This is a genomic window from Paenibacillus oceani (genome assembly GCF_014705615.1).
In the GTDB taxonomy this organism is placed as follows: Bacteria; Bacillota; Bacilli; order Paenibacillales; family NBRC-103111; genus Paenibacillus_AB; species Paenibacillus_AB oceani.
In genome coordinates, this window is the sequence record NZ_JACXJA010000042.1 from 70003 (window position 1) to 96990 (window position 26988).

25 protein-coding genes and 1 other RNA gene are annotated in these 26988 nt (G+C 54.1%); 7 read left to right on the forward strand and 19 right to left on the reverse strand.

Translation table 11 applies throughout. The annotated features are described in order from the left end of the window. The first annotated feature begins 29 nt into the window (after positions 1 to 29). Positions 30 to 716 carry a zinc metallopeptidase gene (locus tag IDH45_RS26040; protein WP_190931071.1) on the forward strand — a complete coding sequence of 229 codons (687 nt, stop codon included), beginning with the start codon at positions 30 to 32 and terminating at the stop codon, positions 714 to 716. A gap of 116 nt (positions 717 to 832) precedes the next feature. Here IDH45_RS26040 and IDH45_RS26045 read toward each other — a convergent pair whose 3' ends face one another. Further along, positions 833 to 1723 carry a LysR family transcriptional regulator gene (locus tag IDH45_RS26045; RefSeq protein WP_190931072.1) on the reverse strand — a complete coding sequence of 297 codons (891 nt, stop codon included), beginning with the start codon at positions 1721 to 1723 and terminating at the stop codon, positions 833 to 835. Between the two features lie 27 nt (positions 1724 to 1750). Then, positions 1751 to 2359 carry a rhomboid family intramembrane serine protease gene (locus IDH45_RS26050; protein ID WP_190931073.1) on the reverse strand — a complete coding sequence of 203 codons (609 nt, stop codon included), beginning with the start codon at positions 2357 to 2359 and terminating at the stop codon, positions 1751 to 1753. A 92-nt stretch (positions 2360 to 2451) separates the two neighbouring features. Here IDH45_RS26050 and IDH45_RS35355 point away from each other — a divergent pair, with 92 nt between their 5' ends. Both IDH45_RS35355 and tpx read left to right on the forward strand, forming a co-directional pair. Next, positions 2452 to 2574: a hypothetical protein gene (locus IDH45_RS35355; protein ID WP_397327106.1), complete on the forward strand. Its 123-nt coding sequence runs from the start codon at positions 2452 to 2454 to the stop codon at positions 2572 to 2574. A 148-nt stretch (positions 2575 to 2722) separates the two neighbouring features. Continuing rightward, on the forward strand, positions 2723 to 3241 hold the full coding sequence (gene tpx / locus IDH45_RS26055) for a thiol peroxidase (protein WP_190931074.1): 519 nt from the start codon (positions 2723 to 2725) through the stop codon (positions 3239 to 3241). Between the two features lie 64 nt (positions 3242 to 3305). Here tpx and IDH45_RS26060 read toward each other — a convergent pair whose 3' ends face one another. The 8 genes from IDH45_RS26060 to IDH45_RS26095 form a co-directional block, all read right to left on the reverse strand. Then, entirely contained in the window at positions 3306 to 3695 is a 390-nt protein-coding gene (locus IDH45_RS26060; RefSeq protein ID WP_190931075.1) for a DUF1499 domain-containing protein, read from the reverse strand. Positions 3696 to 4054: 359 nt separating this feature from the next. After that, positions 4055 to 4993: a 1-phosphofructokinase gene (gene pfkB, locus IDH45_RS26065; protein WP_190931076.1), complete on the reverse strand. Its 939-nt coding sequence runs from the start codon at positions 4991 to 4993 to the stop codon at positions 4055 to 4057. A 30-nt stretch (positions 4994 to 5023) separates the two neighbouring features. Further along, on the reverse strand, positions 5024 to 5815 hold the full coding sequence (locus tag IDH45_RS26070) for a M55 family metallopeptidase (protein WP_190931077.1): 792 nt from the start codon (positions 5813 to 5815) through the stop codon (positions 5024 to 5026). Positions 5816 to 5847: 32 nt separating this feature from the next. Beyond that, a complete protein-coding gene (fba, locus tag IDH45_RS26075) occupies positions 5848 to 6714 on the reverse strand; it encodes a class II fructose-1,6-bisphosphate aldolase (RefSeq protein ID WP_190931078.1) in 867 nt (288 codons plus the stop codon). A 121-nt stretch (positions 6715 to 6835) separates the two neighbouring features. After that, positions 6836 to 7609: a DeoR/GlpR family DNA-binding transcription regulator gene (locus IDH45_RS26080; protein WP_190931079.1), complete on the reverse strand. Its 774-nt coding sequence runs from the start codon at positions 7607 to 7609 to the stop codon at positions 6836 to 6838. A 1053-nt stretch (positions 7610 to 8662) separates the two neighbouring features. Further along, a complete protein-coding gene (locus tag IDH45_RS26085; RefSeq protein WP_190931080.1) occupies positions 8663 to 10012 on the reverse strand; it encodes an ABC transporter substrate-binding protein in 1350 nt (449 codons plus the stop codon). A gap of 239 nt (positions 10013 to 10251) precedes the next feature. Next, complete coding sequence (locus IDH45_RS35100) at positions 10252 to 11226, reverse strand: LacI family DNA-binding transcriptional regulator (RefSeq protein ID WP_190931081.1); 975 nt, start codon at positions 11224 to 11226, stop codon at positions 10252 to 10254. Positions 11227 to 12139: 913 nt separating this feature from the next. Beyond that, a complete protein-coding gene (locus IDH45_RS26095) occupies positions 12140 to 12700 on the reverse strand; it encodes a GbsR/MarR family transcriptional regulator (protein ID WP_190931082.1) in 561 nt (186 codons plus the stop codon). 275 nt (positions 12701 to 12975) lie between these two features. Between IDH45_RS26095 and IDH45_RS26100 the strand changes: the two genes are divergently transcribed. The 3 genes from IDH45_RS26100 to IDH45_RS26110 are packed head-to-tail and all read left to right on the forward strand — an operon-like array spanning position 12976 to position 15940. Then, entirely contained in the window at positions 12976 to 14193 is a 1218-nt protein-coding gene (locus tag IDH45_RS26100) for a quaternary amine ABC transporter ATP-binding protein (RefSeq protein ID WP_190931083.1), read from the forward strand. Further along, the gene (locus IDH45_RS26105) at positions 14171 to 15010 is read left to right on the forward strand and encodes an ABC transporter permease (protein ID WP_190931084.1); all 840 of its coding nucleotides are present in this window, start codon (positions 14171 to 14173) and stop codon (positions 15008 to 15010) included. The genes IDH45_RS26100 and IDH45_RS26105 overlap by 23 nt, the downstream gene beginning before the upstream one ends. A gap of 6 nt (positions 15011 to 15016) precedes the next feature. Beyond that, positions 15017 to 15940, forward strand: coding sequence for a glycine betaine ABC transporter substrate-binding protein (locus tag IDH45_RS26110; RefSeq protein ID WP_397327108.1), 924 nt, complete (start codon positions 15017 to 15019; stop codon positions 15938 to 15940). Positions 15941 to 16052: 112 nt separating this feature from the next. On the opposite strand, the gene glpX is transcribed toward IDH45_RS26110, so the two are convergent. From glpX to IDH45_RS26140, 6 genes are all read right to left on the reverse strand, one after another. Beyond that, positions 16053 to 17033 carry a class II fructose-bisphosphatase gene (gene glpX, locus IDH45_RS26115; RefSeq protein WP_190931085.1) on the reverse strand — a complete coding sequence of 327 codons (981 nt, stop codon included), beginning with the start codon at positions 17031 to 17033 and terminating at the stop codon, positions 16053 to 16055. A 119-nt stretch (positions 17034 to 17152) separates the two neighbouring features. Then, complete coding sequence (gene sleB, locus IDH45_RS26120; protein ID WP_223836973.1) at positions 17153 to 17845, reverse strand: spore cortex-lytic enzyme; 693 nt, start codon at positions 17843 to 17845, stop codon at positions 17153 to 17155. A 206-nt stretch (positions 17846 to 18051) separates the two neighbouring features. Next, complete coding sequence (locus tag IDH45_RS26125) at positions 18052 to 19002, reverse strand: sugar phosphate isomerase family (protein WP_190931087.1); 951 nt, start codon at positions 19000 to 19002, stop codon at positions 18052 to 18054. Positions 19003 to 19039: 37 nt separating this feature from the next. Next, positions 19040 to 19750 carry a PIG-L deacetylase family protein gene (locus tag IDH45_RS26130; RefSeq protein WP_190931088.1) on the reverse strand — a complete coding sequence of 237 codons (711 nt, stop codon included), beginning with the start codon at positions 19748 to 19750 and terminating at the stop codon, positions 19040 to 19042. A gap of 24 nt (positions 19751 to 19774) precedes the next feature. After that, the gene (locus IDH45_RS26135; RefSeq protein ID WP_190931089.1) at positions 19775 to 20785 is read right to left on the reverse strand and encodes a Gfo/Idh/MocA family protein; all 1011 of its coding nucleotides are present in this window, start codon (positions 20783 to 20785) and stop codon (positions 19775 to 19777) included. Next, on the reverse strand, positions 20782 to 21645 hold the full coding sequence (locus IDH45_RS26140) for a sugar phosphate isomerase/epimerase family protein (RefSeq protein ID WP_190931090.1): 864 nt from the start codon (positions 21643 to 21645) through the stop codon (positions 20782 to 20784). Before IDH45_RS26140 ends, IDH45_RS26135 begins: the two co-directional genes overlap by 4 nt. Positions 21646 to 21847: 202 nt before the next feature. Here IDH45_RS26140 and IDH45_RS26145 point away from each other — a divergent pair, with 202 nt between their 5' ends. Continuing rightward, complete coding sequence (locus IDH45_RS26145; protein WP_190931091.1) at positions 21848 to 22735, forward strand: AraC family transcriptional regulator; 888 nt, start codon at positions 21848 to 21850, stop codon at positions 22733 to 22735. A 793-nt stretch (positions 22736 to 23528) separates the two neighbouring features. Here the strand turns inward: IDH45_RS26145 and ssrS are convergent. The 3 genes from ssrS to IDH45_RS26160 form a co-directional block, all read right to left on the reverse strand. Further along, positions 23529 to 23713, reverse strand: a non-coding RNA gene (gene ssrS, locus IDH45_RS26150) — 6S RNA. 98 nt (positions 23714 to 23811) lie between these two features. Beyond that, the gene (locus IDH45_RS26155) at positions 23812 to 24636 is read right to left on the reverse strand and encodes a YesL family protein (RefSeq protein ID WP_190931092.1); all 825 of its coding nucleotides are present in this window, start codon (positions 24634 to 24636) and stop codon (positions 23812 to 23814) included. Positions 24637 to 25364: 728 nt separating this feature from the next. Further along, positions 25365 to 26981 (reverse strand): DEAD/DEAH box helicase, encoded by a 1617-nt coding sequence (locus tag IDH45_RS26160; protein WP_190931093.1) that lies wholly within the window; start codon positions 26979 to 26981, stop codon positions 25365 to 25367. Between the last annotated feature and the right edge of the window lie 7 nt (positions 26982 to 26988).

Genomic DNA, 26988 nt, shown 5'->3' on the forward strand with positions numbered 1-26988 from the left:
GTAAGTTATCAAGGAGGGCAAAGAAACAGATGATCCTATTTCACCCAATGGACTTCCTCATCATCATCGCGTTTGGCGTCTCGATTTGGGCTCAATTCCGGGTAAAGGGCACGTTTAACCGGTGGGCACAAGTGCCGGTCCAGTCCGGAATGACCGGCTACGACGCAGCGCGGCGCATGCTGGACAACAACGGCTTGTATGACGTGCCGGTCGAGGCGGTAAGAGGAACGCTCACTGACCATTACGACCCAGTTCAGCGCGTCGTACGGTTGTCCGAGCCGGTTTACTATGAACGTTCGATTTCAGCCGTATCCGTCGCCTGCCATGAGGTCGGCCATGCGATCCAGCACAGCGTCAGCTATCCGATGCTTGTCGCCCGTCACAAAATGTTCCCGCTGGTGAATATTACTTCCGGGATTGCACCGCTTCTGCTGATCGCCGGTTTTTTCTTCCAGTTGTCGGGATTGCTCCTGCTCGGGATCATTTTCTTCTCGGCGGCCGTCACTTTCCAGCTAGTAACGCTTCCGGTCGAGTTTAACGCAAGCAGCCGGGCGAGAGAGCTGATGGTATCCGAAGGTTTTATTACGAACGAGGAAGAACGCGGAGTGGCCAAAGTGCTGAACGCCGCCGCCCTGACCTATGTGGCTGCAGCTCTGATCTCCCTGCTTGAGCTGATCAAGTACATTATGATCTTTACGAACCGCAGCAACGAATAGTCCGTATCGAACACGAAAGCTTCCCTGCAGGCGCTCAGGCGCGCGATGGGGAAGCTTTTTTGGGGCCGTATAGGGAACGAAACGAAGCGGCGTTCTCCTCCAAGCAGCTTCGCCAATCACCGGAGCTTAAAATAGCTGAACAAAAATTGCTGGAACATTTCCACGACGATCGGCAGCTTTTGTCCCGATTTGCGGATCAGACCGATCGTTCTCGTCACATGAGGTTCGGTTACCTTCACCTTCACCGGCATAAGCGGGCTGATCTCGGTCAAAGCCATCTCCGGCAGCAGGCTGACGCCCATCCCCGCCGCGACCAGGCCGCGGATCGTATCGGACTCCTCCCCTTCGAAGCTGATTGTCGGCGAAAATCCGGCTTTGCGGCACGCTTCCCATACGATCGAGCGGAGCGAATAGTTTTCGTTGAACAGTACGAAGGAATCGCCCCGCAGCTGTTCAAGGCGGATCGACTGATAATCGGCCAGCACGTGGCTGCTCGGCAGAATCGCGTACAGCTCCTCGGTCAGCACAACCTCGCCGGTGACCTGATCGTTATTTTCCGGGAAGGGGGATATAAACGCCATGTCGACATCGCCCCGGACGACGTCCCGGATCAGACTGGAGAACGTCCCCATCTTCAGGCGGAATTTGACGTTCGGATGGTCTTTGCGGAAGCTTGCAACGACAGACGGCACGAGGCTGATTCCGAGACTGTGCGGAAAACCAAGACCGATCTCCCCTACTTCCGGATCGAGAAACTCCTTGATCTCCCCGACCGCCTTCTCCAGCCCGGTCAGCAGCTCCTCCACCCGGCTCAAAAACAATTTGCCGACAGGGGTCAGCTGCAAATTCCTCCCCTTCTGGACGAACAGCTGAAGTCCGAGTTCCTGTTCCAGCTGATGGATCTGCCGGCTGACCGCCGACTGGGCCACATGCAGCTCTTCCGCCGCCTGCGTCACATGCTGTTTTCTAGCAACCTTAACGAAATATTGCAGTTGTCTTAGCTCCACCTTCGATCCTCCAGCCCGTAAGTTGTATTATCCCGGCATTTTGCGGAACAGCGGGGCGAACAGCAGAAATCCGCCCACGAAACCGCCGATATGCGCGTATAGGTTCACCTGCGGTATAAGAAACGAGTAGATGAAGCCTACGATTACGACCGTTTTGATCGTCGATGAGGACTGTTTGTCGAGCGCCTTTTTGTAGAACAGCGCAATGAACAAATACGCGGCGAACACGCCGTAGATCGCCCCGGACGCTCCTGCGGATACGAGCGGCTCCGGTTGGTTGTAGAACAGCTGCGTCGACAGATTGCCGATAAAGCCGCTGCCCAAATAAAACACGATATATTTCCATGTCCCGAGCAGCCTTTCGAGAGGCGGCGCGAAAACAAACAGGGAGAAGCAGTTGAACAGCAAATGATCAAAGCCGATATGGATAAACTGGGAGGCGAAATAACGCCAGTATTCCCCGGAAAACGGCGGTTCGCTGAATAGCGCCCCGAACTGGATCAGCGTCATCGAATCGTGAGTGCTGCCATACAGCTCCATCCCTATATAGAGCACAATGTTGATCGCAAGAATGATTGTCGTCACCGGATACCATCGTATATACTGCCTGAAGCTCTCGTATCGCAAAAAAAGCATCGTATTCTCCTCCGCGCACGTTCAAGTCGGGTAGATCCCCCATTTGTATCATACAATATGCTCGGTCCCGAGCCAAATGCCGGACACGGTCAGTGAACAATTATCGCGCGTATGCGGCGAACAGTCGAGGCCCCGGCTGGGGCTGGCTCGGCCTGCTCGGCTTGTTCGGCCTTACCGGACTGTTCGGACACAGTGGCGGACGAGACCTCGCCTGAGCTGCAAGAGACGGCTTCGCCAGGGCGCTATATTCCGCCGTTTCTTGCGAATGTGGAGATTCGTTTCGTTATTGGACAACCGTCCCGGCGTTCCGATATAATGAGTTAGTGATTGCCAAACTTTATCATTCGCAGGAGGATGATCATTATGACTCAAGAACGCGCTGGAGCGGCCACGTTTAAAGGAAACCCGATTACACTAATCGGCCCGGAAATTAAAGTCGGCGACAAAGCTCCTGGTTTTACAGTAAATAAAAACCTCGTTACCGAAACGACACTCGCCGATTATGCAGGCAAAGTACTGCTGATCAGTGTCGTGCCTTCGCTGGACACGGGCGTATGCGACGCGCAAACCCGCCGTTTCAACGAAGAAGCAGCCGGTCTCGGCGACCAAGTGGCGATCCTGACAATCAGCGTCGACCTGCCGTTCGCGCAAGCCCGCTGGTGCGGCGCTGCCGGCGTAGACAAAGTCGAGACTTTGTCCGACTACAAGGCGAAGTCGTTCGGCCAAGCTTACGGCGTGCTGATCAAAGAATTGCAGTTGCTGATGCGCTCCATCTTCGTTGTTGATGCAAGCGGCACGGTTCAATATGTCGAGTATTTGGGCGAGATGACCGAGCATCCGAACTACGAAGCTGCTCTCGAAGCGGTTAAGAAACTGGTATAATCCGATAGTAAGCGTCTCAAACAAAAACAGCGGTACGGAATGTCATTCCAGCCGCTGTTTTTGTTTAGGCATCTGTTTTATAAGAAGAAAGCTTGGAGTCAAACACCTTGAACAGTTCGAGAATCGTCCGGTAGTTCGAGCCCAGGTCGCCGAGCGAGCCGCGGGAAGCCGAATAAATATCGATCGAAGATTTGACCGGGCTGATCGAGAGCAGGGTCAAAGTAATATCTTGGGTCCGGCCGGTCATTGTCCGTTTGGAGACGACGATTTCGCCGACACTTTTCACTTCGTGGAGAACGGTATACTTCGGCAGCTTCTTGAGGAGCGAGACCACTTCGTCCCATAACTTCTCCTTCTGGAGCTTGTAATATCTCGTTTTAAGCGCCGGATCCCTGGCTTTGTCACCCGTTGCTTCGTGACTGCGGATTAGGCCGACCAACGTTCTCTTCAACAAAAGCGTTCCCCCCTGTTTCCATACGTTAACACGTTATAGTGCGAGTTCAAAATGTCCGGTTTTCAACACCGAGAAGATTGGATGAAGCTAGGAAATGAGGAGCGGAGCGTAGTGGAAACTTTTGTGAGCACCGGAAATTCCGGCTGAATTCCATATTCGATGTCGAATACGCTTCCAGATCCGCTTCGTGATCAAAAGTGGACTTTTTGAACAACCTCTTATAGCACTATATTTAATATTAACATGCTTTTCCCGCAAGCAAAAGACATAATACGCGAATAACGAAAAGTCGACGTCCCTTCCCTGCTGAACACCCCTGTACAACAAGAAGCCGGTCACACGGACCGGCCTGTTTGGCGTTAGGATATCAAATCAACCTGCACCTGCTCGAGCAGCCGCTCGACGTCGTCTTGACGGACATCCCCGGCTTGCACGTTCAGCGCATTGGCGGTGCCGCAAGCGGTCGCCAGCCGGATCGCCTGATCGAACGTCCGCCCCGCTGCGGTCGCTACCGCCATGCCGGCGACGAACGAATCGCCGCTTCCGACCGGATTCACCGCTTCGATCCGTGGCGCCCGCACCCGGTACAGCCGTCCGCCGTAACCGGCGACGGAGCCGCCGGCCCCAAGCGTCACGACGACGCAGCCGATGCCTTGCTCCATCAGTTGACCGATGGCGCTGTACACGTCGGATTCCTGCTCCAGCCTGCGGCCGATCAGCTTCTCCACCTCGTCCTCGTTCGGCTTGATGAAATACGGCTGGGCCCGCACCCCTTCCAGCAGCGCATCGCCGCTCGTATCGAGGAAGGCTTGCGCTCCCGCCGCCTTGGCGATCCCGATCAGCTCAGCATACAGCGATGCCGGAGCTCCCTTCGGCAGACTGCCGGAGAAAGCGACGATCGCGGACTTGGCAGCAAGGAGACCGATCTTCGCCTTCATCTCGGCGATCTGCTCCCCGGTAATGACCGGTCCCGGCTCAAGCAGCTCCGTCGAGGTCGATTCCGACTGATCGATCATGTTCAGACAAAGCCGCGACTCTCCTTCGACTTCTACGAAATCGCTGGAGATCCCCGATTTGTCCAGTTCCTTCACGATATAGGCGCCGTTGCTGCCGCCGACGAATCCGCTCGCCAGCACCTCGCCGCCGAGCTGATGCGCCACTCGGGCGACGTTAATACCTTTGCCGCCAGGCACGCTGATCATCGTAGACACCCGCGATACTTTGCCGAGCGGAAACTTCTCCATATAATACGTTTTGTCGATTGCCGCATTAAGCGTCACGGTCGTTATAAGAGCCATGGGTTGCTTCCTTTTCCGTTATAGTGGGACTTACAGATGAAGGATATGCGACGCGCGATCCGCCGAATAAGCGACGGTCGTATCGTTTAGCCTGGCGGCCCGGACGTTGTCCTTCAGCGTGTCGGCCTGTTCCTTCGTATTGAATTCGATCTCCATCCGGTACGGACCCGGGAAATAATACGGCTTCCGCTTCGGCAGCTTCAGTGCTTGTTCGACTTCGCTGCGGATGCGCCTTGCCGCTTCTCTCGGGTTAAGGCTCTTAATCCTTCCGCTCGCAAAAGCTTCCTTCACGACCGTAGCCGGAAGATCATCGCCGAAAAACGTTCTCGCTTCCGCAACCGCCGCCTTGTCTCCGCTTACGTAAGCGACCGGTACGCCGTATTCCCCGGCGATCAGCGCCATCTGGGCGATCTCCCCGCATTCGGTGCCGTTCAGCCGGAACGACTTCCAGGCTTTGCTGTTCTGCGTATGCGGCATGACGGAGTACGGGGTGCCCGCCATCGCGTGGTAGCCCACCAGCAGCAGAGCGTCAAAGGATTCGTCGAGCGACGGAAGAATGTTGGCGGAGGAATCCGGCTTCTCGATGAACGCCCGCTCGTCCAGCTCTTCCCAGATCAGGTTGTATTCCGGTCCGCCGGCGCCATGGCCGTCGTTCACTATAACTTCGGTTGCGCCGGCGGCGAACGCGCCCTGGACCGCCGCATTCGTCTCCATCGTCAGGATCTGCCGGTACCGGGGGTAAAAGGGCTCGCCGCCCTTCACCTGCTCCCAGTAGTACGCCATGCTGATTCCTTCCATATCGGTTAGGATATAGACCTTCATCGTGAGCGCCCCTTTTCGAGTTCGGGTAAGGATTAACGGAAATCTTTTGCCTTGCCGAAGCTGCCGCACAACCGCATTTTTTCAATCGCCGCTTCCTTAAGCGCTTTTTTGGCCGGCACCATATATTTGCGCGGATCGTTCTCCTCCGGATTTTGCGCGAAAACCGCTTTGATCGCGTCGGAGAAGACGATGCGCAGCTCGGTGGCGACGTTCATCTTGGCCATGCCGAGCACGACGCACCGGCGGACCTGCTCCTCCGGAATGCCCGAACCGCCGTGAAGCACGAGCGGAACATCCACTTTGTCTGCGATCCGCTTAATCCGCTCGAAATCGATCTTGGGCTCGCCCTTGTAGATGCCGTGCGCGGTTCCGATCGCCGGCGCGAGCGTTGGGACGCCGGTCAGTTCGACGAATTTGGCGCATTCATCCGGATCGGCCATCAGTGCTTCGTTGTCGGCGACGACGATATCGTCCTCGACACCGCCCACTTTGCCAAGCTCCGCTTCGACGTTCACGCCGGCCGGTCTTGCCACTTCCACGACACGTAACGTCTGGGCGACGTTCTCATCGAACGGCGAGTGCGATGCATCGATCATAACCGACGTATAACCGGCGCGGATGCAGCGGACGATCAGATCGAATTCCGTACAGTGGTCGAGATGAAGCGCGATCGGAATCCGGTTCATATTGGATGCGACTGTAGCGGCCGCAGCAATATATTCCGGTCCCAGATGTTTGACGGTGCCTACGGTCGACTGGATGATCAGCGGCGAATCCGTCTCGACGGCCGCTTCCACGACGGCTTGCAGCATTTCCAGCGTGTGCACGTTAAAGGCTCCGATACAATATCCGCCGGCGCGAGCGGCTTGGAGCAACGGTGTCGATGATACTAATGGCATGAATGGTTCCTCCCGGTAGTCTTACTTTTTTGAGTGTTTTGTTTCGTTTTGCTTCTTTTCTCATTGTAGCCGATCCTTTAAAACGTGACAAACGTTTTTTTGGTGATTTCGTACACCGCGGTTACGTGACGATCAGTTGGATGCCGAGATCACGAATCTGATCGCACGTCGTCTTGTCCAGCTTCCGGTCGGTCACGACCGTATGGACGAACGACAGCGGCGCCACATGGGAGAAAAACACCCGCCCGAACTTGCTGTGGTCAGCTACGACGATCACTTCCTTGGCGATCGAGATCATGCTCCGGTCCATGCTCGCTTCGGATAAATTCGGCGTCGTCAGCCCCTCGTTCAGGTCGAATCCGTCTACGCCGAGAAACAGCTTGTCGACGCGGATATTCGCCAGCGTGTTCTCGGCGAGCGGACCGACGAGGGCGTACGATTTGCGACGCAGCTTGCCCCCGATCAGAATCACCTCAAAGTCGGAGTAGCTTCCGATTTGCACCGCGATGTTGGCGGCGTTCGTAACGATTTTCAGCCCCTTTTTGCCGGCGAGCTTCTTGGCGAGCATCATGTTGGTCGTCCCTGCGGTAAGCAGCACCGCGTCCTCGTCGTTCACCAGCTTGGCCGCCGCTTCGGCGATTCTCTCTTTCTCGTCGGCCAGCGCCTCCTCCTTCTCCGAGAACGACTTCTCCCTCGCCACCTCGCTGATTCGCGAATGAAGCGCCATCGCCCCGCCGTGCGTGCGGATCAAAAGCTCCTTCTCCTCCAGCTTCTCCAGATCGCGTCTTACGGTAACCGGCGACACCCCCAATGCATCGCTAAGCTCCGCTACCGTCGCCTTGCCGGCCCGGTTCACGACTTCCATAATTCGCAGGTACCTTTCCTCTGCAAACATATCGAATAGTTCCTCCTAAATCGGTCGGACAAAAAGCCGATTTTTTCGTTACTGTTGTTTTCGTTTGTGATCGTTTCTATTTCCAGTTTACAGCACGGCCTTCCATTTGCCAACCTGTGCGGATGACGATAATTCAGCGTTAAATTTCGCAAGATATGAAGACTCCTACGACTGCGCTTAAAAGAGCATGGATACCTAATCGTCGTTACCGTAAACATACGGCAACAAGACGAAGCTCCGGCGCTTCTTGTCGGCATACCAACATATGCCGTTCCTGGTAACGGTGGAAATCCGTGTTCCCTACTTGCGTTCGATCCAACCGTTCGGCCGCAGTCGGGCTGTCGATTCATGCATTGTGGCAAAAACCGACTTCCATTCCAGCATGTAAAGAAGCTTCAACCGGAAGTTTTACTTCCGTTATTTGTTGTTCACAGCAGAAAACATACGCATAGCGGAAAGTTTTGTTCCGCTATTTCCGGTAAAATCGCCTATATCACCCTACAAGTCCGAAATAACGGAAACCATAGTTCCGCTAAGCCGTGAAAGTCTCTTGCATTGGGGCATTAGCGGAAGTCACTCTTCCGCTAGGCCTATGGATAACTCTAAATTCCGAACGATCTGGGACCAGCCCGCCTTCTATCTGTCTATCTGTCTATCTGTCTATCTGTCTATCTGTCTATCTGTCTATCTATCATCTACCTTTTATTATCTATCCATCTATCATCTACCTTTTGCTTGTTTCCCTATGCCGCACCGTTCTGTATTAGTAGAATGATGCTTACTTCCCTTTCAAGTATGGACATTGTTCCACTTTAGGACGGTTAAGAACATCATCATTATCCTAAAAAATCCCTTCCCGTCCCGGTACGATAACCGGGCGCAAGAAGGGATTGTGCGGATTGCTGGATCATTTTACTGGATGCGTGCAGCCTATCACGTTACGGAGTAAGTCCGTCAGGCGATGAGTCGTTCTGCAAGTAGACGGAGCCCGTTACCGTGGCGTTGCCGCCCGCCGATTAGAAGGAACATTCCGGTTGTCCCCTGTCAATCCGATTACTTGACCTGCTTTTGCTTGAAGTCGGCGATTTGCTTCTTGGCATCTTCTTCCGCTTGTCTCATCGCGGTGTTCAAATCCAGCGTTCCGATCTGGGTCTTCGTCCCGTAAGACTGGTAAACGCCCGCAAGCTGAGCTTCGTAAGGAACGAGTGGAGGAATCGGCGCGAATTTGTTATAGAAGACGGCGCTCCAGTTTTTGTCCTTGAACGGTGACTCTTTGCCCATCTCCTTCTGGATCGTTTCGTTTTTCAGCACAGGCATAATCCCTTTTCGGGCAAGCTCCGTCTGGAATTCGTCCGACGTCATATATTTCAGCACTTCCATCGCCGCTTCTTTGTTTTGCGCCATCTTCGTTATGCCGAAATAAGCCGGATACGATTGCGAGCCTACGCCCGGCAGCTCTTTGAAAGTCGGCATGGACACCATGTCCCAGTCCAATTCCTTGAATTCTTTTTCCCAAACGGTCATGAGACTCGATACATAGTTGAACATCGCGACGTTTTTCGTTTTGGCGAATTCGGCGGCGCTAGGCACTTTGTTTTCTTTGAGCAGCATATCTTGTACAGTCGGCTCACTAGTAGGATTTATAAATACGGTTTGGAAATACGTTTTCCACCTGTCGTCGGTGTTGATAGTCGGTGTATCCGTTTTCAAATCTGCTAAAGGAATAGGCAGCTGTCTCATCCTCACGGAATGCAACGGCGATTGGGTAAAGCCATAATACTGCGTGCCGCCTTCGCTTCGGCTTAATCTTTTGGACAGCTCGGTTACCTGCTCCCAAGTCATGCCATTTTTCGGATAAGCGATGCCGAATTTATCAAACAACGTCTTGTTGTAATATAAAACAAGATTCGTATTAAACACAGGCAAAGCGTACATCTTGCCACCTGAAGTTTGCTTGATCGCATCGATGATGGTCGGCTCAAACCGGTTCAAATCTACCTTACTGCTCTCGATCAGCCCGGTCATATCGTATTCGATGGCACTATCGAACGCAAAATTTTCAAAATTGCCGATTGTTGTAAAGAAGATATCAAATCGTGTGCCGGCCGCGAGCAATTCCGGCAAATTCGTTCCTTGTCCCCTCATAATGTACTTGATTGTATAATTCGGGAACTTTTTGCGAAGAGAGTCGCCGAACCGGAAATCGAAGCTTTCCGTCGGGTCGCCGTTATTGGAATAAAATACGATTTCCGCCGGTTCTTTTGTTATATCCTTCACCGGCTTCTCCGTCCCTTGGCCCTCTTTCGCTTTGTTTCCGTCCCCCCCGCTTCCCGCTCCGGAGCAGGCTCCGAGCAGCGCGACTGTCATCGTAAAAATCAGTACCTTATGCATTCTTTTTTTCATTGGATCATACACCCTCCTTGTTGTTGTTCGTGACCTTTTGTTCCCCTAATGCAATCAGCAACCAAAGTTTAAGCGGTTCGTTCGGATAGGAATAGGTTTGTGCCGTTATTTGTCTAAGTCTAGGTTTGATTCTACTTGTCCGACTGTTTGCCCGGCGATCCGCCCGGACATCTCCCCTCTCATCAATAAGCTGCATTTTTCTATAGTAACCGATTACTGTTAGATCAAAATATAGGGCCTTAGCGACCCGTATATGGAATTGTAGAGCTTCTCGGAGTGAGCTTCGACTTTATCTCTTCTTCTATCCACCGCGGGCCGTCTTCCCGATTTGCCGCACCGGTCAAAATATCAAACGATCTCGCCGCAAGCTCTGGGATCGAAGGGCCGACCGTCGTCAGCGGGATATCGAAAAATTGCAGTTGGGTATCGTCATACACGACCAGAGACAAATCTTCTGGAATCCGCACGTTCAATTTTTTAAGTTTCCCGGTTATTTCATGCAAAATCCCGTGGCAATCGACGATCAAAGCGGTCGGTTTGTCCGCACTGCACATCATATCGCTCAGCTTTTGCTCGAATGACGGATCGTCCGAGACCACCACATATTCAGGGCTAAAGTCCAGCTTCAGCTCCGCCATCCCCTGCATGTATCCGTTATGCTTGTCAAGGTCGGGCATACCTACAAAAGCAATACGCTTATGGCCAAGGCCAGCTAAATGATGTACCGCATCGCGGAATCCTCCTGCTCGGTCAATCGTTATGCTATGGGCTTTATCCGTTTTCCAGCCGCCAATCAACAGCATTTCGCCGCGAAACTTTTCTTTTTCCTGTAAAAACTCGAGAGTAGGGTTAAAAAGTTGCCGCCAAAAAATTACATAATCGACAAAGTAATGATTAAACGTCCGCAATGCCTCCTCGGGCTTCGCCATCGATAAAATGACCTGCAAGCCGCGGCGGGACGCCTCCTGCTGGAGCTCAAAGCTGAGATCATAAAAAAACATCCCCTTGATCTGAGGCCAGATCAGGCCGATCGTATTCGGCTGGCGTTGTACGAGCTTTTTGGCCGCCAGGCTTGGTACGTAGTTCATCTTCTCTGCGATCGCTTTAATCTTTTGCCGTGTCTGCTCTCCGACTCCCGGTTCGTCGTTCAGTGCTCTGGATACGGTTACATAAGTGACGCCGGCAGCTTTGGCGATATCTTTGATCGTGATCACGGTTCCTCTTCCTTTTTCGTTAATGTAAGGCCAGTATAGTACACGTTAAGTATAATTTCAATAATTATTTCAAGATTATACTCTTTAACTTAAATAACATTAACGTTTAACTTTTAATCATCTGTAAACCTTAGATGCCGCCTCGTTCCATTATCTGCCGCGCTGACGGCACCCGCCCAGCCATCGAAGCGCCCTGATCCGCACAGAGCCGCATTAAAAAAATCATCAGGGAAAGGAAAGTCGCCCGGACGGTCCTTTTGTCGTGCAAGCCCATACGTTGAGCGTGGAAGGCAATGGGGACTTTGCTCCAGCCGTTCGGCCACAGTCGGGTTGTCAATTCAAGCATGGTGGCAAAAAAACAAACTCCAATCCAGCATGTAAGAAACTTCTTCCGGAAGTTTTACTTCCGTTATTTGTTGTTCACGCCAGAAAATATACGCATAACGGAAAATTTTGTTCCGCTATTTCTGGTATAATCGCCTTCAACACCCTACAAGTCCGAAATAACGGAAACCATAATTCCGCTAAGGTGTGAAAGTCTCTTGCATTGGGGCATTAGCGGAAGTCACTCTTCCACTACGCCTACGGATAACTATGGATTCCGAACGGTCTGGGATCAACCCGCTATTTATCTATCTAATCACCTTTTTTCCGTTCCTGCCTGCCTATTAGCAAAAGCGCATGGCCGAGCTGATAAGAAGAACGGCCTACGAATATATGCGCACAAAAAAAACGCCCGCATCGCAGCGAGCGTCTCCCCGTCTAACATATACCTGATTCCGGCTGCTCCCTCATCCTGTTCAAGGACTTCTTCCTTCCAAGCCGGGCTGCCTATGAAAAAACAGGCCGGCGAAGCCCCGACGGGCACTCTGCTTGCCCGCTGCTATCCGGTGCAGCCGCAACGTCCGCTATGCTACGGCTTTTCCTTCGGTACCAGGTCGTAAATTTTGCCCGATTCCAGCGTATCGATCAGCCGGTCCAGCCAATCGTAGTAGCTCAGCGCAGATTCAATCTTCTCCAAATCTTTGGAGACGGCCGAAGCAAGCGCTTCGTCGCCCCCGTGCTCTTCGAGCAGACGGCGCAGTTCTCCTGCCGACCGGTTCAACGCATGAACGTTCGCTTCCACCGCAGTCCGCCACTCGATAGCGAAATAGTCGGCGAACGTCTGGTGCCAGTCGGACTCGGCCTCGTACAAATCTTTGCGTGCGCCCTTCTCCCATACTCTATGAACCATCTTCAAGTCGAGCAGCATCCGGACTCCGGTGCTCATGCTCGTCTTGCTCATCTCCATCTCTTTGCCCATCTCGTCCAGCGTCATCGGTTTCTCCGAGAAAAATAACATGCCGTATAGATGGCCGACTGATAGCGTAACGCCGTATAAGCCCATATTTTTGCCAATGGCTTCAATTACGCGTTTGCGGGCTTTCATGATCGTCTGCGTATGCTGTTCGGATATTCCCTCGAACGGGTGCATGGCTTTCGTCCTCCTCACTTGCAGGCTCCAGGAACGTAATGGCGGCGTCCGCATCCTTGCCCGAGTTCTATTGTTATTGTAAGAAAAGCGTTTGGGAAAGTAAAGGAACGGATGCTAGTGAAAGATGGAGCATACCGGAGTTAACCGTCGTTAAGTTTGTACAGTTTTTTCTGTACGTTCTATACATAAAGTTTTTTCTGTTGATATTTTTATCGGTTTAGGTTTACAATGTACGAGTAGCTTTTCAGGAACGATATAGAAAAGAGGTGGGCCAATTGCCATTCATTGAGCTGCGCGATGTAAGCAAGCTGTTCGGAGCCGTCCCTCATCAGGCGGTCAAGCTGCTGGAAGAAGGCTGGACGAAAGAACGGCTGGCCAAGGAAAAACAACTTGTACTGGGGGTAAATCGAGTCAGCCTGCAGATTGAAGAAGGAGAAATATTCGTCATTATGGGATTGTCCGGGAGCGGGAAATCGACGCTCGTCCGCATGCTGAACCGGCTGATCGAGCCTTCGTCGGGAGAGATTCGGGTGCGGGACAAAAACATTATGCATATGACTCCGCAAGAGCTGCGGGACCTGCGGCGCAAGACGATCAGCATGGTATTTCAAAAATTTGCGCTGCTGCCTCACCGCACCGTACTGAACAATACGGAGTTCGGGCTGGAAGTTCAGGGCGTTCCCAAAAAAGAACGCAAGGAGAAAGCGTTGCGTGCGCTGCATCTTGTCGGCCTTGGGGATTGGGCCGACAAGATGCCTGACGAGCTGAGCGGCGGCATGCAGCAGCGGGTTGGTCTGGCCCGTGCGCTTGCGAATGAACCGGAAGTGCTCTTGATGGACGAAGCGTTCAGCGCGCTCGATCCGCTCATTCGCCGCAGCATGCAGGACGAACTGCTGGAGCTGCAGCTGAAGATGAAAAAAACGATCATCTTCATTACCCACGACCTGGACGAAGCGCTGCGGATCGGTGACAAAATCGCACTGATGCGGGACGGGGCCGTCGTACAGGTAGGCACCCCTGAAGAGATTATGATTCATCCGGCCAACGAATACGTGGAGCGGTTTGTCGAAGACGTCGATTTGTCAAAAGTATTAACCGCTGAACATGTGATGCGCCGTCCCGAGACGATCAGTCCGGACCGCGGACCGCGTGTCGCCCTGCAATTTATGAGGGACCTTGGAATATCCAACCTGTTCGTCGTCGACCGTTCGCGGACTCTGCTCGGCGTCATCTCGGCCGAAGACGCATCCGAAGCGGTGCGGACGAACAAATCGCTGGGCGATATCGTCATTGCTGACGTGCCCCGGGTAAGCCCGCAGACGCTTCTGGCGGATCTCTTCGAACTGTGCGGCGCCGCCAAGCTGCCCGTAGCCGTCGTTAACGATTCGAACCGGCTTGTCGGCGTCATCGTGCGCGGAGCCGTGCTCGGCGCTCTGGCCGGCCAGATCACCAGGACGGAGGTGAGCGCAAATGTTACCGAAGTTACCTCTTGACCGGTGGATCGAGGCTTTCGTCGATTGGCTAATGGATCATTTATCCGGCGTGTTCGAACTGATGGCGACGGTCATCGAAGGGCTGGTCAACGGCTTCTCTTATTTATTTCATCTCATGCCGCCGCTATTGTTTATCGTCATCTTGGCTGCGGTCGCTTACAAGCTGGGGCGCTGGCCGCTAACCGCCTTTACGGCGATCGGCCTCTACCTGATCGTCAACCTCGGCTTCTGGTCGGAGACGATGGATACGCTCGCTCTCGTTATTTCTTCCGCATTCATATCGATCGTATTCGGAATTCCGCTCGGTATTTTATGCTCGCGAAGCAAGACGGTATCCCGCGTCGTCACGCCCGTGCTCGACTTTATGCAGACGATGCCCGCCTTTGTGTATCTGATTCCGGCCGTAATGTTTTTCGGACTGGGGGTCGTTCCCGGCGTGATCGCCTCGGTTATCTTCGCGATTCCGCCGACGATCCGGCTGACGCATCTGGGCATCAAGCAGGTGCCCGCCGAGCTCAGCGAAGCGGCCGACGCCTTCGGCTCCACCTCCGGCCAGAAGCTGCTGAAGGTCGAACTGCCTCTCGCCTGGCCTACGGTTATGGCGGGTGTCAACCAGACGATCATGCTGTCTCTCTCGATGGTCGTCATCGCGTCGATGATCGGCGCGCAAGGCGTCGGGGCATCGGTATACCGGGCCGTGACACAGCTCAAAATCGGCGAAGGCTTCGAAGCCGGGCTCGCCGTGGTGATCGTAGCGATTATGCTCGACCGTTTCACCCAACGTTTGATGAAATCTGAACGAAAAAGGAGATCCTAACCAATGATGAAAATGAAAACGAAACGTTTCTTTCTGTCTGTCCTTACTCTAGCGGCGATCGCCGCAGGCTGCTCCAACTCGAAACCTTCGGGCGGCAGCCCGGACGGCTCCGCCGATGCCGGAGCGACCAAGTCGATCGCCGAGCAAGTGAACCGGCAAATTATCGGGATCGATCCCGGGGCGGGCATCATGAAATCGACGGCGCAAGCGATCGACACGTACGGGTTGAAGGACTGGAAGCTCGTTGAAGGTTCCGGGGCCGCTATGACCGCCGCGCTCGAGAAAGCGATCAAAGACAAGAAGCCGATCATCATAACCGGCTGGACACCGCACTGGATGTTCGCCAAGCACGAGCTGAAGTATTTGAAAGATCCGAAAAACGTCTTTGGCGGCGATGAGCAGATCCATACATTCGCACGGCTCGGACTTAAAGCCGATCATCCGTCCGCCTACACGGTGCTGGACAAATTCGAATGGACGCCGGAGGATATGGCGGTCGTCATGTCCGCGATCCAGGGCGGCAAAAAGCCGGAAGAAGCCGCTAAGGAATGGGTCGAGGCGAATCCGGACCAAGTCAACGGCTGGACGGAAGGACTGGCCCTGGCGAGCGGCAAATCGCTCAAGCTCGGCTACGTCGCCTGGGATTCGGAGATTGCCAGCACCCATGTCGTGAAGGCCGTATTGGAAAGCAAGCTCGGCTATAAAGTAACGGCGCTGCAAGTCGAGGCCGGACCGATGTGGGCGGGGATTGCCGGAGGCGATACCGATGCGATGGTTGCCGCTTGGCTGCCTACGACGCATGCGGATTATTTGAGCAAGTACAAAGACAAAGTCGAAGATCTCGGCCCGAACTTGAACGGAACGAAAACCGGACTTGTCGTACCGAGCTACATGGATATCGACTCGATCGAAGATCTGCTTAAGCCTTAATCCGCAGATTTTCCCGGGCGACAGCCCTCATTCCCTATACGACAAAAGCCTCCGCGTGCCGGCAACCCGGCTCCGACGCGGAGGCTTTTCCATATGCTGCGAAGGCAGCGGTTTATTTGCCCTCGGAGGCAATCTGCACAATATGTTTGTTCGGCAAATAATGCTGCGTATGAATATGGCGGATCGTACGCGTTTTGGCTCTCATGACGAGCGAATGCGTCTCGGCCCGCTCGCCCGACAAATAGTTGACGCCTTGCAGGAAGCTGCCTGACGTCACTCCGGTCGCCGCGAATATGACGTCCTCCCGGCCGACCATATCTTCCATCGTTAATACTTTATAAGGGTCCTGGAGGCCCATACTGACGCAGCGCTGATATTCCCCGGCATTGCCCGGCATCAGACGGCCCTGCAGCTCGCCGCCCAAACATTTCAAGGCGGCTGCGGCCAATACGCCCTCGGGAGCTCCCCCGGAGCCAACAAACAGGTCGATTCCGCTGGACGGCATCGCCGGCGCGATCGCTCCCGCCACGTCTCCGTCCGTTATGAACTTGATCCGCACGCCCACCTTGCGGAGCGTTTTTACGATCTGCTCGTGACGCTCGCGATCCAGCATCATAACCGTCAATTCGCTCAAGTTTTTGCCGAGTAGGGAGGCGACGCAGCGCACCGTTTCTTCCAGCGGAGCGTTGAGATCCACCTTGCCCGCACAAGCCGGCCCGACCGCCAGCTTCTCCATATACATATCCGGAGCGTGCAGAAGATGCCCCTTATTCGCGATAGCAAGCACCGATATCGCATTGTCGAGCCCCCGGGCAACGATGTTCGTCCCTTCCAGCGGATCAACCGCCACATCCACCTCCGGGCCTTGCAAGTTCCCGACCTGCTCGCCGATGTACAGCATCGGCGCTTCGTCCATCTCGCCTTCCCCGATCACGACCGTACCGCGAATCGAGACGGAATCGAACATCATCCGCATAGCCGTCGTCGCTGCGGCGTCCGCTTCATTTTTTTTCCCCCGGCCCATCCATTGGGCTGCCGACAAAGCCGCGGTCTCCGTAACCCGGACGACCTCCAGTGCTAACTCTCTCTCCACATTGTTTCCCCCTTGTACGAACTCCTCCCCAATATTGTATCATTAATAATCAATAGTATGTCAATACCGACAATCGACGCAATTTGTGACATACTATTGACCCTTGAACAAGCCGTTTATTATTTACAGAAAATATGTTTTCCGATTTGTTTAATTTGCGGGCGGCTCCAAATCCATTTGGATGTAGCCGTCACCGGGTTGAAATAATACAGCGCTTCGCCGGTCGGGTCCCAGCCGTTAATCGCATCCCGTGCAGCCTTGTATGCCGTCTCGTTCGGAGTGAGCCACATCTGCCCGTCGGCAACGGCCGTGAATGCGCCAGGCTGGAAAATAACGCCGGATACCGAGTTCGGAAACGAAGGGCTTCTCACCCGGTTCAAGATTACGGCCGCTACCGCCACCTGCCCGGTGTACGGCTCGCCGCGCGCCTCCCCGTATACGGCATGGGCCATCAGCCGGATATCCTCCTCAGAGAAGCCCGTCGGTTTTACCGTCACCGAACCGCCGCCGCCTCCTGCTGCGCCTCCTCCTCCGCCGGTTGCCGTTCCCGGTCTCCAGTTTTGCGTCGCCTTCCACAACATCAGCTTCGTCTTCGGCCCAACGACGCCGTCGACCTTCATCCCGAATTTGTATTGAAAATCGCGCACGGCCCGGTCCGTCTGCCAGCCGAAATCTCCGTCAATCCGGCCCCGATAGTAGTCCAGATAGCCGAGCCGGCCCTGCAGCTCGTAGACGTCAGAGCCCGTGGAGCCGTAGCGGATCGTCTGATCGCTGAAAGACTGCGCCGCATCGTCGGGTACAATCCAGATCATCGTCAGCGCTGCAGCTGCGATCGCGATCGCCAGCACGACCGTTTTCCATTTTTTTGACAACACAAACACCTCCATCCTACTGTGGCTGTTTTCGACAGCTTTAAGTTAGTATGAAGGTGTTTTCAAGTTTCTATTCGGATCGCGGTCTGTCTCAACGGGCTGTCACTCCTGCGTTGAAACGGGTCGCGTCCAGCATTTCCGGGACGTTAGTTGCACTCCGCTTGAAGCGGTCCCGCAAGCTCCTTCAAGTAAAACAGCTTGCCTGCCAGCGTCGGCATATAAGTCGACGGCAGCCAGCGGTCCGGTCCGTGCCGGAGTGTAATCCACAGCGACATGCCCTGCCACATCATCCCCCGGCCCAGTGCTCCGTCGCATCCCCCGATGATCCGGTCGGACTGGAGGAACAATCCCGGGCCGATCGTGTTCGCGCGGCATGGGACCAGCGTCGTCCGGCTTTTGAAGCTGGTGATCGCATTTTGCTCGATCGTCAGCGGATGAAGCTTCGCGCCGATCCGGTAGAAGTCCCGGCTCCACGCTTCCGAACTGTCGTACTCTGCGGCAAAATGCGGTTCCCAGAAGGCGATGTGCAGCATCCGGCCGATTCCGAACACGGTAATCAGTTCCGCGCCTTCCGCTTTCAGTGCGGCAATTTTGTCCGCATACGTCGGCAAGTTCGCTTTGGTCGCGAAGTTGCGCTGCTCCGGCGGGACCGTAAGCGCCCCGAGCGGGCCGTAGAACGCCTGCTCCATCGCATATTGAAACGCTCCCGGATTCGTCGGCTCCAGCGTATTGCCTTCGGCGTCGCTCCATTCGTCCATGTTGAAGCCGTATACGTGAGCACAGTCCACATTCCACTCCTGCAGAAAATAAACCGCCCATTTGTACATTCCCATAGGACCGACCGGCAGGATCATCGCCAGCTTTTTGCCGGCTTCTTTCGTCCGGCGTATATTTTGAGCGATTTCATGTCCCATCATCATATCGAAGTCGTGTACGTTCTCACACGGAACCGGTTTGAAATCCCGGTGCCAGAACGATTGCCGCTCGCCGATCGATTCCGGCGGATGGTCGCAGCATGCATCTATTTTCGCCATATTCCAGCCGTCCGGATAAAACCCTTCCAGCATCGAGCCTTTTACCGTAGACATAAAGTCCATCCAGCACACCTCCGCATCATTAATTGAAGCCGCCCCTCTAAGGAAGCAGACGCACCGTCGTCATTCTCGGCCATGCTTTGCAGGGTACGAACCCTTCCGCGAAGCCGGCTCCGCACTGCAGCCCCCGGAACTTCGAGACGGTTTTGACAAAATCGAGGAAATCGATCCCGTCGTGCTCATACAGCCATTTGATCTGGCTTTCGTGCGCCGCGTTCATCGCCAGCTTCGTGTCGATATAATCGGTAATATCGACGTACTCCGTCGGCAAAAAACCGACGCCTGCCAGCGTGTCCATATAATAAATCGGGGCGACCTTCGCATTCGCCGGCGCGGGAACGTCCGCTTCGTAATGCGGAACCGTCGCGCAGAAACTGGCGTCGAACACCGCCTTGGAAACTTCCATATGATCCTTCATATAGTCCTCGGGCGGATGCGTAATGATGATATCCGGTTCCGTCTGACGTATCACGTTAACCAGCTTGCGGATCAGGGCGTCCTCATCGGACTTCACATTCAGATCCGCTATATCCATACTGAACACCTTGGCGCCGATCAGCGCCCCGGAGTTTTGCGCTTCCTTCGCCCGGATCAGACGCAGCTCATCCGGCTGAATAATCTTGTGACCTTTGTTGCCGTTCGCGACATGAACCATCGTCACCGAATGTCCGAGCGCCGCATACTTGGCAAGCGTACCTCCGCATCCGATCTCCAGATCGTCCGGATGGCAGGCAATTGCCAGCACGTTCATAGGGGTTCCTCCCGCAAGATCAATTTATAGCTTGGCATCCGCAATTTCGCACAGCGTCAGACGAAGCGAGTCGCAGCCGTCCTTCAGCGTCGATTGTTCGATACTCCGGCCGCTGGTCAGGCAATCGAGAAAATAGGCCAGCTCGTTGTAGTAACCGCCCAGACTCGAGATGTTGCCTCCCTCTTCGCTGGTCGCGGCAGCTTCGTCCGCTACGCTCAGATCCGGCTCCAGGACGGCTCCTTCCTGCTCGTAGATGCGCATCGCCGGGCTCGAGGACGAGCTGAAGACGACCGTCGCTCTCTCGAATTGGACCCGGAACGACATCTCGAACGGGAACGTTTCGGGGTAGTTCCAGCCGCCTTCCAAGGAAACGACCGCATCCTCATACCGATACAGGCTGAAAATATGGCCGTTCGCTCCGTCCTTCGTCACCGTCTCCGCCTTCAACCGCTCCGGCTCCCCGAACAGCGACCGGACGAAATCGACGTCGTGTACGTGAAGATCGAGCGCTGCGGAGCCGCTTTTCGCCGGTTCATGCAGCCAACCCTGCCACGCCCAGCCGGGACGCGGACTGATTCGTTTGAACACGCCGGATTGCAGCTTTCCGTAGACGTTTTCCTGCGCCAACCGCCGAAGCTCCATATATTCCGGCCAAAACCGGATGCAGTGTCCGACCATCGCTTGTACGCCGGTTTCCTTTTGCAGCGCGAGCAGCCGCTGCGCTTCTTCCTCGTTCAGGCAAACCGGCTTTTCGATAAAGACGGCGTACCCTTTGTTCATCGCCGCAGCGGCCGTATCGGCATGCAGGTAAGTAGGCAGGCAGATGTCAATCGCGTTCACGTCCGCATCGCGCAGAATCTCCTCCGCCGAGGAATACGCTTTGGCTCCCAGCCTGGCGGCGAGCCGGGACGCTTTGTCCGCCTCCACATCGGCAACCGCCGTCACTTGAAAATCCCCTCGTCCGAGCAGCGCCTCATAACAGGACGCATGCATCGATCCCATAAACCCTGCGCCGATCAATCCGATCTTGATCATGTAGGCCCGGCTCCTTCCTGTGTTCTCCCGAGTATCGCATCCATCGAGAGCGAAGTATTGTATACGATCTGCTCCGGAAAATGACGGTAAGGCGGTATCATCTCGGCGATGACGTAATCGCTGTAGCCGATCTCCCGCAGCTTGGCGGTAACGGCCGGGTAATCGACATCTCCGGCGAGCAGGTCGACGAAAGCGGACAGCCCGGCACCGTTGCGCCGGAAATCTTTGAAATGCACCTTCTTGATCCGGCGGTTTAAAATTTTGATCCAATGCTCGGGATAACCGTTCAACAGCGTGTTTCCGGTATCCAGGTACGCTCCCACCCATTCCGATCCGATCGAATCGAGGAACGTGCGCATCTCGAGCGGGGATAACAAAAATTTGTTCCAGACGTTCTCGACGCCGATCGAAACGTTCGCCGCCTTCGCGCTCTCCGCCAAGCCGCTCAGCGCCTCCAGCGCATTCTCGTAAGCGACGTCGTATTCGGTCACGTCCGCTTCGGGTATGAAGTCGACGCCTACCGCACCCGGCACCACGAGGATCGTATCCGCTTTCAACAACGCGGCGATCTCGAGCTGGCGCTTCACGATATCGATCGCTTTGTCGCGATTCGGCTTGGACGTGCTTGTCAGCGCATACGACCAGCCAAGTCCGCAGGCCAGGCTCGGAAGCTCGATTCCTTCTCCGTCCGCAATCCGCTTCAGCTCACGAATCTGCTCCGGACTGCTCTCCAGGCTCAGCTCGCCCGTCTCCGCCAGTGCCAGCTCAATCCCGTCATAACCGGCTTTCCTGGCCAAGCGGATACAATCGGACGCCGCCATCCCTTCGGGAAATGACCATACATTAATCCCTTTTTTCATCCGGCTCTCCCCTTTCGCTTAGTCCGCATACCTTCATCCTATAGAATCGTCCAAGCGAAATCTTTACCGAAACTAGCAAATTATTTAACATTTCTTGCGCTTCCGGGCTTTCCGGTTCCCGGGTAATCTACTATGATGGGGATAAGACCGGCTGGGCGTCTTGCCTTATTCCGGCTCAACTGGCGCTTGATGGAGGGCCCGCATGGAATTCAAAAAAATACCGTTAACCGATACGATCAACGTCACGCACCTGATCTCGCTTCATTATTTCGAATTCGCCAAAGATTTCTTCTTCGAGGGAGAGCAGCACGATTTCTGGGAGCTTCTGTACGTCGATAAAGGGGAAATTGAAGTGATGGCCGATTCGGTCGGCTTCGTGCTGCAGCAAGGGGAGCTTATCTTTCACAAGCCGGACGAATTTCATTCCGTCTGGGCCAACCGGAAAATCGGCCCGAACGTGATTGTCGTCTGTTTCGAATGCCGTTCCGCCTCGATGGCGGCGTTTGAGAATAAAATTTTTTGCCTGAACGATCAGGAGCGCAATTACATGGCCAGCGTGATCAAACACGGCTTCGCGACGTATTTGCCGCCGTTCGACCAGCTGCGGATTCACGATCTGGTGAGGCGCGACGACGCTCCGCTCGGATCGGAGCAGCTGCTGCGCATCCATCTGGAGCTGCTGCTGCTGTCTCTGGCTGCGCGCGGGGAGTCGCTCCCCAAGTCGACCCGACTGTCTTCGGCCGCCAAGGAAAGAAGCGACGACGACTTGTTGGAGCGGGCGATCGCAGCTATGGAGCAGCAAATCACCGCCAGCCTTACGCTGGAGGAGCTGTGTTCCCGTCTTCATGTCGGGCAATCTCGGCTTAGCGCGCTTTTTAAGGAAAAGCTGGGGTCCGGCGTTATGAAAACATACAAAAGCTTAAAAATCGAACGAGCCAAGCTGCTCATCCGCGAGGAACGGTACAACTTCACCGAAATCGCCGAACGGCTCGGCTACAGCAGCATCCATACGTTCTCCCGCCACTTCAAGTCGGCGACGGACATGACCCCGACCGAATACGCCAAAACGGTGCAAGCCCGGATTTTGTAGGTAAAACCTTAAAGAAAAAATGTCCGAGGTAAACACCCGGACGGTCTGTTTTCTATTTGCAGACGGAGGGCATAATTGTCATATTCGGGAAAACCGGTTATACTCTAACCCTATTGAATCGGCGTTAAGCACAGCCGCTTTAATACGCGCGTCTGTTTATGGATGCCGTATTGGAGCGGCTTTTGGGTTGTGATTTTGGTTTTGATGAAAGGAGGACTTCGATTTTCCGATCGTCCCACCCGGCGAATCTTGCATGGATTAGTCGAACGAAATCTGCTAATCGTAGTCAGAGGGAAACAGTTTAAAAAACGGTTTATTAACGAAATAGCGTCCTGCCCGTTAGAGCATGGTTTAGCTTGAATTCCAGGTTCATCTTGGCTCTAACACGGTAAAGCACTTAACCATTCATTCTGAGAAAAGCTTGGAATTGATGAAACGAAGCTTTTCCACGACGAATGCCCCTGTGATAATCTTTAAACTTCCACTACTTCCGGGAAGATTCATCCAGCCGAGCAGGAATGTATTCCGGGCACGTGTTCAGCTTCGGTGTAATCCTCGTACATTCTGGCACATTGTTCATTCTGGCGCATTGTTCATTCTGACACATTGTTCATTCTGGCTCATTGTTATCCTGACACATTGTTCATCCTGGCGCATTATACGTTCCGGCATTTAAAACAAAACTGGCCTCCCTCGGATACGGAAGCCAGCTGTTCGTTAAAAAGAAGCGAGTTTAATACTTATTTCGTTCTAGAACGAAGATTATCCCATAATATGGGAGTGATAAGCAAACAAAAAACCCGCATATGCCGTCCGATTCCCCTGTTTCAAACCCGCTCTCGCAGGTGGGTGTCCGCAGCCATCCTTTTGAAGTCCCCTTTTGGGGGCATGTCAGCCGGACGAACGATAATAGGACTCCCTAGAAACACTCATTGGTTCAAAACAAGTTGGAAATCGAAACGTACATCGCAGGATTTGTTGGTCGTAGGCGGTTACCGCTACTAGCTAATATTATAGGCGCATCCGGGCGAAAAGTAAACCTCGGGACTTCTTCGGCAATGAAGAAGCCCCTAAGATCATGGATTATTTTTGTCCTGCGGCTTGGCGTCGCTTGTACCGGACAGGCCGGAATCGGCTTCGGAAGCGCTGTTGAGCTCTTTCTGAGCTTCAGCCTCGGCCTCTTCCTCTTCGAGCAGCTTTTTCTCGGACACCGTTTTCATCTTGTCGAAGATCCGGTGGAACGTCCAGAACGACACGATAGCCATCAGGCTTCCCATAAAAAACGGGATCAGGAACGTGTACTGGAACAGACTGACATATACAATAACCCCGTTGCCTACCATCAAAAAAATCGTCATGATCGGATTGCCGATCGTGATGAGCATACAATTTTTGATAATCTGCCAAAACTTCATATGGAAATGAACCATAATCGAGAAAAAGTGGAACATCGCCGCAAGCATGATCATGCCGAGAACGATAAACAGCATCGCCAGCAAGCTGAGCGAGCCGGTCTGCCTTAAATAAAACGTATAGTTGATGTAAAGGAGCGTCCCGAACAATATAAACAGCAAACCGCCGAGCATGCTCTGCAAATAGTTTTCTTTGTAGTTGCGGAAAAACGTTTTAAACAGCGGCGCATCCGCATCTCCCGTCAGCCATTTGCGGGCGACCGCGAACATGGCGGCCGTAGCCGGGAATAATGTAAACGGCGTAACGATCGCTACCATCACGAGCGCTTGCCCCAAATATTCGGGTGTCTCCATCGTCGCGATCAAACCGGCCAAAACCAAATAAAAAAACGGAACCGAACAGATTACCCACAGCACGTTAATGACAGACAGCCGCATAATCCATTCCGATATCCGGTACAATCCACCCATTAATCCGCGAAATTCCAAGCTGACGTCCCCCTTCGACTCCTTGTCCAATACTTATAATAATACTATCATATTTCCGAAAAGGGAAGGAACCGTCCGGTCCCGGCCCGGTCCGCTCGTCCGCTCTTATCGCCCTGCATCATCCTGCACGAATGACTCTGCGTGTAAGAAAACTTTTTCTCGCGAGCAGAAGCGTGTTCAGCTTCGCTGAAAAGAAAACTATACTTCCCGGCTCTTGAAATCAGTTTCTGAACGCAGCCTGTACCATGTCGTATATTCATAATGGGCATAAAAGGATCATATAGGCGTTGAATCCGCGCAGCGTCGAAAGGATGTCGTGGACGCCCCCTATCGCGCCATCGGAATCTTACGCCATGCGAAGGCGCCACTTATCTATAGACCGGAAGCGTTCCCCTTTGTGCTGGGCTCAAATGCGGAAGCAACACATAACGAATCACAGTCTTTTGCACCCTTTATTCCCGCTATATCGGGCAAACAGAAGCGAATAAAGGCGGTTTGTGCCTCTTATTTCAACCCATTGGTTGGGTCAGCACCATTTTTACAGATTATAAGAGCTACAGACCGCTCTTATTTCGCTGTCCAAGCCGGTTTCGGACAAAATAACAGGTACAAACCGCTCTTAACCGGCAACGTTACCTGAGGCAGTACCATTTCGCAAAAAAATTGCAAAAATAACGTCCACGGCGTTAAAAAAGGCCCGCCTTTACGGGCAGGCCTTCCTATAATTATCAGTTGTTCACGAAATCGGAATTCGTCGGTTTCGGTTTACGGTTCGCATCGTCATACTTGCGAGGCGCCCGCTCCCCGTCGCGGTAGCTGCGGTCGTCACGTCCGCCGCCGCTATAGCCACCACCGCCGTAACCGCCTCTGCTGTCCCGGCGTCCGCGGTCTCCGTAGCCGCCTCCACTGCCGGAATACGGACGGTCTCCGCTGCGGCGGTAGCCGCCTTGGCCTTGCCCGTCGCGCACATACGAGCCCGGCATTTTGCGGCCCGAGTTGCGAACATCCGGACGGCGTTTTTTGGCGCGGAGCGGCTCTTCCGGAGTCAACTCGATGTCGATTTCCTTCTTGTCGCCGGTCAGGAGCTTCATTGCGGCTGCAAGCAGTTGAACGGAATCGTACTGCTCGAGCAGTTGGATTGCGCTCGCCTTATATTCGGCGTAGTTATCGTCGTTAATCGTTCCGATCAGGCGCTCTGCCGTTACGCGCTGCTTGCCCTCGATCGCTTCGGCCATGCTTGGCAAAGGCTTGCGGGCGATGCGGTGACGGGTTACGCGCTCGATAAAGTGCAGATGGTCGATCTCCCGTGGAGTAACGAACGTCCAGGCTGCGCCTTCGCGCCCTGCCCGTCCGGTACGGCCGATCCGGTGAACGTAGCTTTCCGGATCTTGCGGCAGGTCGAAGTTGATAACGTGGGTTACACCCGATACGTCAAGTCCCCGAGCGGCGACATCCGTCGCAACGAGAACGTCGATGCTGCCGTCGCGGAATTTGCGCATAACGTTGTCACGCTGGTTCTGCGACAAGTCCCCGTGGAGACCTTCCGCCGAATATCCGCGCTTCTGGAGCGCTTCGGACAACTCGTCGACCCGGCGCTTCGTGCGGCCGAAAATAATCGCAAGCTCCGGAGCTTCCATATCGAGCAGGCGGCAAAGCGCTTCGAACTTCTGCTTCTCCTGTACTTCGATATACGCTTGGGCGATCAACGGTGCGCTGACCTGTTTCGGGATCACCGAAACGTGTTCCGGCTCCGTAAGGAACTGCTTCGCCAACCGTTTAATATTCTCCGGCATCGTAGCCGAGAACAGCATCGTATGGCGATCCGACGGAACGAGCTGGAGGATCGACTGGATGTCGTCCATAAAGCCCATATCGAGCATTTCATCGGCCTCGTCGAGCACGACGGTATTCACGCTGTCGAGCTTGATGGTTTTCCGGTTGATATGGTCGAGAAGACGTCCCGGCGTTCCGATAATGATCTGCGGCTTCTTCTTAAGCGCACGGATCTGCTTCACGATATCTTGTCCTCCGTAGATCGGCAGCGAGCGGATTCCTTTGAACCGCCCGAGCTTGCTGATCTCCTCGGCTACCTGAATGGCCAGCTCCCGCGTCGGGCACATGATGAGCGCGACGATTTTTTCTTCTTGAGGATCGATACGGCTCACGAGCGGAATGCCGAATGCGGCCGTTTTCCCCGTACCGGTTTGCGCCTGACCGATCAAGTCTTTGCCTTCCAGGGCGAGCGGAATCGTCTTCTCCTGAATCGGAGTCGACTCCTCAAATCCCATTTCTGTAATAGCACGCAGTACTTTAGTGTCCAAGCCAAACTCGCTGAACAATTTCAAATTGCTT